This is a genomic window from Burkholderia sp. Bp8963, from assembly GCF_003854275.1.
In the GTDB taxonomy this organism is placed as follows: domain Bacteria; phylum Pseudomonadota; class Gammaproteobacteria; order Burkholderiales; family Burkholderiaceae; genus Burkholderia.
Window position 1 is genome coordinate 1 of sequence record NZ_QTQP01000102.1, and the last position, 9,520, is coordinate 9,520.

Here is a 9,520-nt window from a genome sequence, read left to right on the forward strand (position 1 = left end):
TTGTTCAGGCGCGCGTCGCCAAGGTCCAGTTGCTCGAATTCCGTTTGTGTCCAGGGCGTCGATTCCGTGACCAAGGCGTCCGCTCAAAAGCGGAGAGTAAACGCGAAACGCCGACAGTTTACAAGCGCCGCTCTATGTCATTGAAAGTAAACGGGCTTCGTCGCCGTCGCCGAACAACAAGGACGTTGTGTATAACGACATGGGTTACTGCGATGACCGCGTTCAAGCATATGCGTGCCCGTCGCAAAAAGCCTCAGGCAACCGCCGAGGACTTCGCGCAAGCCCTGGAACGCGGTGGCCTGCCGGCAACCGCTCAGCGGATACGTGAAGCAGCAGAGTTGATTTAGCTTTTTTCCCGGAAAGCGTTACCTCTCCGGTTCGCAAATCGGCCAACTACGGCCGTTCGCCTTTGCGTTTAGATGGTCATTCAACCGGCTGCTCTACTCAAATAACGGACTTGCAGCCACGGGGCAATACCGCCCGGTCCCTCACGAAGCTGCATTGCAGCGCTGCCCTTGGCGCGATCAGTGTGAAGTCTCGCGGCGATGTTTACCAGTTCGGGGAGGGAGCGCGCGTTCATCTTTCGCATGACCTGCCTGCGGTGCACCTTCACCGTGATCTCGCTGATGCCCAACTCGGCTCCCACCTGCTTGTTCAGAAGGCCGGTCACCACCAACGCCATGACCTCGCGTTCGCGTTGACTGAGTAAGGCGTAGCGATCCTGGATCGCCTTCATCTCGGCCGCCTCGCTCAATGCCGCGCGGCTGCACTCGATGGCGTGCCAGATGGCATCGAGCAGGACCTGGTCGTCAAAGGGCTTGGTGAGAAAATCAAACGCCCCGGCTTTCATGGCCCGCACCGTCGTCCGCACGTCGCCGTAGCCGTAGCCAGTGATGAAGATGATCGGCATGTCTGTACGCTCGGTTGCAATGAGATTCTGCAGGGCAAGGCCACTGAGATCGGGAAGACTGACGTCCAGCACCAGGCAGTTCGGGACCATCGGGCGCTGGCGCCTAAGAAAGTCCCGCGCACAAGCGAACGTTTCGGCAATGAGGCCGGCAGGGCGAACCATTGCTTCGAGCGACTCACGCACCGAAACGTCTTCGTCGACGATAAAGACCATCGGCGTGGCATGCACTGACGACGATTCCGATTTGCGTTCAACTGCGTGGTCGGGTGTCGTTTTACAAACTCCATTCACAGGCACCTCGATGAGTCGTTCGACCTTGCAACCCGATGCGGCCGCAGGGCATCGCAATTGGCGAACGTCGGTTTAGAAGATACCTCGGACACCCGTGCGCGCGTCGCGCCGGACCGCCTGGGGCGGAATGCCCGCCCCGCGCATGAAGGCTTCGCGCATATGGCCGCAATCGCGAAAGCCGTTCTCTCTAGCGATGAACTCAAGCGGATGCCGGCTCTGTTCGATCATCAGCCGCGCTACCTCCAGTCGTAGTCTTTCGATGGCTTTGGCCGGAGACTCTCCCGTCTCGAGCATGAACACACGACTGAACTGGCGCGGACTTAGGTGAGCGATCTTCGCCAACGCCTCCACTGTCAGCGAACGGCTCAGATTCTGGCGCGCATAGTTCAGGGCGTTCTGGATGCGATCGGATTTCGGCGCGAGGTCCAGCATTTCGGAATGTTGCGACTGGCCGCCCGAGCGGCGCTGATGCAGGACTTGAATGTGTGCCACTGAACGGGCCGTTTCCGCACCCAGATCCTTTTCCACCATCGCGAGCGCCAGATCAAGGCCAGCCGTCATGCCAGCGGACGTCCAGATCGGACCATCGACAATGTAGATCTGGTCTTCCTCGACATGGATATCTGGAAAACGTTTCTGCATTTCGCGCCCATACATCCAATGCGTCGTGGCGCGTCGCTGCGCCAGCAAGCCCGCTTCCGCGAGCACGAATCCACCGGTGCAGATCGCGCCTAAGCGCCTCGCGCGAGTACTCGCGTGGCGCAGGAACGCAACAATATTGTCAGGAGGCGGCGAACTGAGCGGATCAATGACCCCGCCGACGATCCAGGTGTCGACGTCGACATGCTCGCGCAATGACCGTGTGCCCACTGACGGGCCAAGTGACGAACGCACTTCCCCGCCTTCCGCAGAAAAGTTTTCAAGCGCGTAGAACGGTTCACCCGCCACGATGTTCGCCCACTCGAACACCGACTGAGTCGCGAGATCCATGATCTGAAAACCCTCGCTAATCAGAAAGCCAATCTGGCACATGTCAGCAGCCTTCACGTTGATCTCGGGTGCCGACGGCGATGATGCTCATCGCGATCTTCCGCAGTTCTGTCGACGTCGGATCATCTCGGCGTGGCTCAAGCAAATCCCTTGCGTACATGCTCATCATGGACCTCTGGATAAAGATGAGGCTGTGGTCAACAGGCCGGTCTTGCCGGATCGCGACAGTATGGCGAGCGGGCGTTTGTATTTCCGCTTCTACAGCCTCACCAACCCGACGCGTCCATACCATCTCCTACAAAAAGATGGTTACGACGAGAGCATTATTGGTGTGGACGTGCCCGAAAGTCGTGAGGAGACTGTGATGTTGCGGCGGAATTTTGGTGAGGACGGTATTCACCGAGACTACAATTCAGACAGTTAGTCCGCGTGGAGGAGAGACCCGATGGACGACCTCCGAGTGGGGAGCTGGGTGGTCACCCCCAACCTCAACAGCATTTCTTCCCAAGGCAAGACCGCTCGCCTCGAGCCCAAGGTCATGGAAGTCTTGGTGTGCCTGGCCCAGCACCCTGGCGACACGGTTTCCAAAGAGCAGCTTTTTCAAGCCGTCTGGCCCAGGACCGTGGTGACCGAGGATGTATTGAAGCGCTGCATCGCTGAGTTGCGCCGCGCTTTTGACGACGATGCCCGCGAACCACGCATCATCGAGACAATTTCGAAACGCGGCTATCGACTGGTCGCACCGGTAACTGCGTGCGGCGCCACGCCTGCTCCCGCCGGGAGTGTGGTAAGCGATTCCATCGTGGTACTGCCGTTCATCAACATGAGCGCAGATCCAGAGCACGAATACTTTGCCGACGGTATTACTGAGGAAATCATCAATGCGCTAGCCCAGATCCAGGAGCTTCACGTCGTGGCGCGAAGCTCCGCCTTCTCTTTCAAGGGTAAGCACATCGACCCGCGTATTGTTGGCGAGCAACTGAACGTGCGCACCGTTCTCGAGGGAAGTGTGCGCAGAGCAGATAATCGTCTGCGTATCACGGCGCAGCTCGTGTCTGCGGTGGACGGATACCATCTGTGGTCGGAGCGCTATGACCGTGAAATGAAGGATGTGTTCGCAATTCAGGAGGAGATTGCCCAAGCGATCGTGCAGCGCTTGAAAATCACGTTCCCGTGGGGTACGAAAAACCTGGTTCACTTTGGAACCCCGAATCTCGAGGCCTACGAGTCCTACCTGAAAGGTCGCGCTTTGCTCTACAAAAGGGGGCCCGCCATTGCCCGTGCCCTCGCCTGTTGCCAGCGGGCAGTGGATCTCGATCCAGGCTATGCATTGGCGTGGGCCGGTCTAGCAGATTGCTACTCGACCCTTTGCTGGTTCGGGTTCGTAGATCCTCGGGCTTTCATGCGAAAGGCCATAGAGGCCGCTCGACACGCGGTGGCACTGGACTCATCGCTCGCCGAAGCACACTGCGCCCTGGCTGTCGCCGCCCTGATCGGGGCCTGGAACAAGGCGGAGGCCGAGCGTGAGTTTCTTTGCGCACTGCAACTGAATCCGAAGTACATCCCGGCACTCTGCTGGTATGGAACGCTTTATCTCCAGAACTCGGAAGGGCGGCTGGCGGAGGGAATGGAGCAAGTGAAGTTAGCGCTGGCATCTGACCCCGCATCAGCCTACGCACACGCCGAATACGCTATGACTTGTACTGTCGCAGGCAAGACCGGGGAGGGCGTGGAGGTCAGCCGGCGCGCCGTCCAACTCGATCCCGAGAACTTCCTCGCTAACGGGGCGCTGCAGACGGCACTGCTGGTGAACGGTCAGCTCGAAGCATCCGTTGCGGCGGGAGAAGCGACATTGGCGATGTCCGGCCGGCACCCTTGGTCTATGGCCTGGCTTGTCGTGGCCCTCGCAGATTGGGGCAAAGCCGCTGACGCCGACGCGGTTTACAGCGAAATGCAGGCCCGAGCCCGTCGTGAATATATGTTGCCGACGTCACTCGCTATCGCGGCTTGCGCGTTGGCGAGGGAGGATGAGGCGATTCGCTACGCCCGCGAATCCTACGAAATCCGCGACCCCAATTACCTTTTATTTTCCAGATACTTTCCTCTGGCATCCCGCTTGTATCGTTATCCGAAGTTTTGCGAAATCATTGCACAGATGGGGCGCAGTGATTGGTTGCGCGATCAACCGCCGCTGACGGATACTTAGGAGCCGCGTGAGCAGTAGTGAAACCAGCGATGGCCACTTACTTTCAGCATCCTGGGCGTACCACAAGGCCGGACATCCTCTTGGCCGGACTCGGCCGGACGCCAGTGTCGCTCCGCAACCCAGATCCGCCATTTGACCAACCACTGCTCCACGGGCAGCTCCCAATGCCAAAACGGTCATTCGATCGTTCATATTGACCGGCTGGTGGTTGTCCTTACGCCGTCGCTATCGACGACAACCGCCACGCCCATCCACCCGCAGCACATCTCACACAAGCCGCGCTATTTCGGCGCGCTGGGATGCAATGAGCTGCGAACCAATTTAGGGCGTGCCCGGCGCAGTCGCAATGGCACTTTGCGTCAGGCATGACATGACATTCCTCATGCCGATACGAAGGTGCCATTACACCATCGTGCAATTGCGTCGCGCACTACTGACCGCCTAGATTTCCTGTCAATGAGCAACGTCTTCCAACGCTCGCGTAGCTCAAACGTAGTCAGTCGCAACAACGTCATCGGAGCTTCGTGTGCCTCCGGGATCGACTGCATCGATTCCCGGCGGCGCTCGACCTTTGCCTGACGTTCGGTCTCCCCGTCAATTGCAGCGATACGAAGGATATCCAATGACACAGTTTAAGACCAACGGAAGCAACGTTTCCAGCGCGATCCGCTCCGGACGATTGTTTCTCCTCGAATTGAGCGGCGGTCGCATTCATTCGATGAATCCCGACGGCTCCGACCGCACGACGATCGTCACGGACTGCCGCATGCCGGACGGCATCGCGGTGGATACGGATGCCGGTCATATCTATTGGACCAACATGGGTTCGGTGGGCCCCCATGACGGCTCGATCGAGCGCGCCGACCTCGACGGCAAGAACCGCGTGCTCATCGTTCCGCAAGGCATCACGCATACGCCGAAGCAGCTCCATCTCGACAAGGAGGGCGGCAAGCTTTATTGGTGCGACCGCGAGGGCATGCGCGTGATGCGCGTCAACTGCGATGGCTCTCAGGTCGAAACGCTGGTCGAGGCCGGGCACGGCGACAGCGACCGGCACGACCAGACCCGGTGGTGCGTCGGGATCACCATCGATCCGAAGCTCAAGAAGATTTACTGGACGCAAAAAGGCCCGGACGACGGCGGCCAGGGCCGCATCTTCCGCGCGAACCTGGAAATCCCGAACGGTGAAACGCCGGCGACCCGCTCCGACATCGAGGTGCTGTTCGACGATCTGCCCGAACCGATCGACCTCGAGCTTGACCTCGCGAACCGCGTCCTCTATTGGACCGACCGCGGCGATCCGCCGCGCGGCAACACCGTCAATCGCGCCCCGATCGACGAACCGGCGACGCCGGAGATCTTGAACACGCACCTGCTGGAGGGGATCGGCATCGCGCTCGACGTTACCGGCAACCGGATGTTCGTCACGGACCTGGGCGGCTCGGTTTATTCAGCGGATCTCGATGGAAAGAACGAGCGCAACGTCCTCTACGCCCAGGGCAATCTCACCGGCATCGCCTTTGCCGAAGTCTGCCCCGCAGTTTGACAAACGTATTGGAGAAATCACATGAACGACACGAAGCCCATTCGCCGCATCGCCATCATCGGAACGGGCGTGATCGGCGCGAGCTGGGCCGCGCTGTTTCTCGCCAGGGGATTGCACGTCGTGGCGACGGACATCGCACCGAATGCCGAAGCTACGTTGCGAAAATTCGTGGAATCCGCATGGCCGGCGCTCACGCGATTGGGCCTCTCGCCCGGCGCGTCGCAGACGAACCTGACGTTCACATCCGTGCTCGAAGAAGCGCTCGCGGGCGCGGACCTGGTCCAGGAAAATGGCCCCGAGCGCATTGATTTCAAGCAGAAGCTCTATGGGCAGCTCGACAAGCTGCTGGCTGACGACGTGATCATTGCATCGAGCTCGTCGGGACTCACCATGAGCGAAATCCAGAAGGGCGCCGCAGCGCACCCCGAGCGCTGCGTCATCGCCCATCCGTTCAATCCGCCACACTTGATCCCGCTCGTCGAGATCGTCGGCGGGGCAGAGACCTCAGAAGCGACAATCCAGCGCGCCGCGGAATTTTATACGTCGATTGGGCAGCGGACGGTGCGGGTCAACAAGGAGATGCCCGGCCACGTCGCAAACCGGCTGCAGGCCGCATTGGCGCGCGAGGTGTATTACCTCGTCACGGAGGGTGTGGTAAGCGCCACCGACGTCGACACCGCCCTGTGCTGGGGCCCGGGTCTGCGCTGGGGGGTGATGGGCAACATGATGCTCAACCATCTTGGCGGCGGCCCGGGCGGCATCGAGCACTTCTTCCAGCAGTTCAGCGGCCCGATGACGGCCTGGTGGAAGACTCTCGGCGAGCCGGTGCTGAGCCAGGAAGCGCAGACGAAGCTCATCGAGAGCGTTCACGCCGAGGTCGGATCGCGCTCCGTCGAGGAGCTGGAGGCGGAGCGGGACGAAGTCCTGCTCGGTCTCATCGAGTTGCGCACCAGAGGGACGAACGCGGCTACCAACCCATAGCCGCGGCTGGCTCGGCTGGATTGTAAAAGTTGATACTCCTAACGGAAACGGAGAATTGTAAATGAACGACTTGCCTACCCTGCGAATCGAAAACGAACCGGACCCGCTCACAGGGATCATTCAATCGAATCTCGCAAATCGGGAGCAGAGCCCGGTTATCGACCTGCACAGCGCACTCAATGCCGTACTGGGCAACGTAGGACTAGCGACGGGGGACAGCGGTGGCAAGGTCACCTTCTACGGCCTCGATCCGATCATTCCCAGCCCCTTCAGGTTCGGCGCCATTGCCGCGCTCGCCCTAGCCGCCAAGGCCGTCGGTGTTGCCGCATTGTGGCGGCTCCGAACGGGTGAGGGGCAAGATATCGAAGTGGATGTCCGCAAGGCGTTGCGGCGCTTCTGCGGCTTCTTCGATCTGAAATGGGAAACGATAAACGGACGTCCCGCAAGAGGGTTTGAGGACCCGTTGAACCCGTTCATCGACAGGCAACTCTTTCGCGAAACCCGCGACGGACGGCACGTCATGCCTCTGAACATCTACCCCAAACTGGCTGCCCGCGCGCTCAGCTTGCTGAAATGTGGCTCGAGCCCGGAGTCCGTGCGAGATGCCATTCTGCAGTGGCGCGCCGACGACCTGGAGGATGCGGCAGCAGACGCCGGGATCGTCCTCGCGAAGGTGCGCACGTTTGAGGAGTTCAGCAAGGAACTTCAATACACGGAAGTGCTCTCGAGCATGCCGCTGATCAAGGTCGAGAAGATTGGCGAAAGCGAGCCAATTCCCTTCAAGAAGAATGCAACCAGTCCGCTGGATGGTATTCGTGCATTCGGCATGGGCCACGTGATCGCCGGAGCGGCGATCGGCAGGGACCTTGCCCTGCACGGAGCTGATGTTCTCAATATCTGGCGAACGCATGATAGCGAGTTTGAGATGTTCGCGTGGGACGTCCAGGTTGGGATGCGTTCAACGCTCCTGGATGACTCGAAGGAGGATCGCGCGAAGTTCGATCACCTGTTGAAGGATGCCGACGTCTTTTTTGCGAACAGGCGTCCGGGTTATCTGGAGCACTATGGCCTCGACGCCTACGAGCTCTGCGCAAGGAAACCGGGATTGATCCATGTGAACGTACTTCTTCATGGCGACAGGGGCCCCTGGAAGAATCGTGTCGGATTCGATGAAATCGGCGCGGGGGTCGCGGGGCTCTTCACCACGGAAGGCTCGCTCGAGCATCCCAAATCTCCGCCAATCCTCCCGATTGTCGACAACGTGGTGGGTTGGCTCGGCACCCTTGGCGTGCTTTCGGCGCTGCGCCGGCGTGCTGAGGAGGGGGGGAGCTATCGGGTCACCGTTTCTCTGACACGGACCGTGCTGTGGCTGTTCTCGCTCGGCATCTTCGACAAGGACTATGCCCGGGCGACCGCCGGTTCTTCCGATGAGCACGCAGACATCGCGCCCGATCTGTTTACGGCGGAGACCCCGCTTGGTACCTATCAGGGGATGACAGACCAGGTGGTCTTGTCGAAGACACCTGGCTCCTTCAGGACGGTACTCGTGCCACGTGGGTCGAGCAAGCCGGAATGGGCGAGCTCGTGACAGCTTCGGGAATATCAGGGGCAGCCCGTGAATGCCTATGCGTTGTATCCGTTCTGGCGTTTCCTCGACGCAAAGATCCGCACGTTCGTCGACCTCCTTCGCGAAGGGGTGCCGTCGATGTTGGAGGCGGACGAGCGCGCACTGACGACGCTTGATGGATGTGCCGCGTAGTTTCTCCGTCGCCCGAGCGCATCCCCCTTCTTTGCGCACATTCCCCTATCGCCTTGAGCCAGTGACCAATCATGGAACTCTTCGATGCATTCCACCTAGCCCGATTGCAGTTCGCGTTCACGATCTCGTTTCATATCGTGTTTCCCGCGATCAGCATCGGGATGGCCAGCTTCCTCGCCGTGCTCGAATGGCGCTGGCTGATGACAGGCGACGCCGCCTACATGGCCATGTACCAGTTCTGGTCGAAGATCTTCGCGATCGGGTTCGGCATGGGTGTGGTTTCCGGCGTTGTGATGGCCTACGAAATCGGCACCAACTGGGCGGGGTTTTCGCGCGTCGCCGGCGACATCACGGGGCCTTTGCTAACGTATGAAGTATTGACCGCGTTCTTTCTCGAAGCGGGCTTCCTTGGTGTGATGCTGTTCGGCTGGCAACGCGTGAGTCCGCGCGCGCACTTCTTTGCGACGCTGATGGTGGCGCTCGGCACGCTGATCTCGGCGTTCTGGATTCTGGCGTCGAACAGCTTCATGCAGACGCCGCAAGGCTTTGCGATCGCGAACGGCCGTATCGTGCCGGTTGACTGGCTGAAAGTGGTGTTCAACCCATCGTTTCCCTATCGTCTCGCGCATATGACGATTGCGGCGTTCATCGTTGCGGGCTTCATCGTCGCCGCGTGCGGGGCGTGGCATCTGCTGCACGGCCGGCGCGATGAGCCCGTCAAGCGCACGTTCTCGATGGCGCTGTGGATGTTGCTGCTGCTCGCGCCGGTGCAGATCGTCGTCGGCGACGCGCACGGCCTCAACACGCGCGAATACCAGCCAGTGAAGATCGCGGCGA

At 60.1% G+C, this 9,520-nt stretch carries 9 protein-coding genes and 1 pseudogene; 8 read left to right on the top strand and 2 right to left on the bottom strand.

Annotated elements, in window-relative coordinates:
- Positions 1-347, top strand: a pseudogene (locus tag DID96_RS39315) (hypothetical protein); the annotation flags it as partial.
- 80 nt (positions 348-427) lie between these two features.
- Here DID96_RS39315 and DID96_RS36925 read toward each other — a convergent pair.
- Both DID96_RS36925 and DID96_RS36930 read right to left on the bottom strand, forming a co-directional pair.
- Complete coding sequence (locus DID96_RS36925) at positions 428-1,138, bottom strand: response regulator (RefSeq protein ID WP_311767790.1); 711 nt, start codon at positions 1,136-1,138, stop codon at positions 428-430.
- A gap of 135 nt (positions 1,139-1,273) precedes the next feature.
- Positions 1,274-2,233: a GlxA family transcriptional regulator gene (locus tag DID96_RS36930; protein WP_124604184.1), complete on the bottom strand. Its 960-nt coding sequence runs from the start codon at positions 2,231-2,233 to the stop codon at positions 1,274-1,276.
- Here DID96_RS36930 and DID96_RS36935 point away from each other — a divergent pair.
- From DID96_RS36935 to DID96_RS36965, 7 genes are all read left to right on the top strand, one after another.
- A complete protein-coding gene (locus DID96_RS36935; RefSeq protein WP_124604172.1) occupies positions 2,232-2,615 on the top strand; it encodes a hypothetical protein in 384 nt (127 codons plus the stop codon). The genes DID96_RS36930 and DID96_RS36935 overlap by 2 nt on opposite strands.
- A 21-nt stretch (positions 2,616-2,636) precedes the next feature.
- Positions 2,637-4,397 carry a winged helix-turn-helix domain-containing tetratricopeptide repeat protein gene (locus tag DID96_RS36940; RefSeq protein ID WP_124604174.1) on the top strand — a complete coding sequence of 587 codons (1,761 nt, stop codon included), beginning with the start codon at positions 2,637-2,639 and terminating at the stop codon, positions 4,395-4,397.
- Between the two features lie 622 nt (positions 4,398-5,019).
- Positions 5,020-5,943, top strand: a complete 924-nt coding sequence (locus tag DID96_RS36945) for a 3-hydroxyacyl-CoA dehydrogenase (RefSeq protein ID WP_124604176.1) — start codon at positions 5,020-5,022, stop codon at positions 5,941-5,943.
- A gap of 21 nt (positions 5,944-5,964) precedes the next feature.
- On the top strand, positions 5,965-6,924 hold the full coding sequence (locus DID96_RS36950; protein WP_124604179.1) for a 3-hydroxyacyl-CoA dehydrogenase NAD-binding domain-containing protein: 960 nt from the start codon (positions 5,965-5,967) through the stop codon (positions 6,922-6,924).
- A gap of 61 nt (positions 6,925-6,985) precedes the next feature.
- On the top strand, positions 6,986-8,512 hold the full coding sequence (locus DID96_RS36955) for a CoA transferase (RefSeq protein WP_124604181.1): 1,527 nt from the start codon (positions 6,986-6,988) through the stop codon (positions 8,510-8,512).
- Between the two features lie 27 nt (positions 8,513-8,539).
- Positions 8,540-8,683: a hypothetical protein gene (locus tag DID96_RS36960; RefSeq protein ID WP_260464163.1), complete on the top strand. Its 144-nt coding sequence runs from the start codon at positions 8,540-8,542 to the stop codon at positions 8,681-8,683.
- Between the two features lie 71 nt (positions 8,684-8,754).
- Positions 8,755-9,520: cytochrome ubiquinol oxidase subunit I (locus tag DID96_RS36965; RefSeq protein WP_148094530.1), on the top strand; the 766-nt coding region annotated here is incomplete at its 3' end.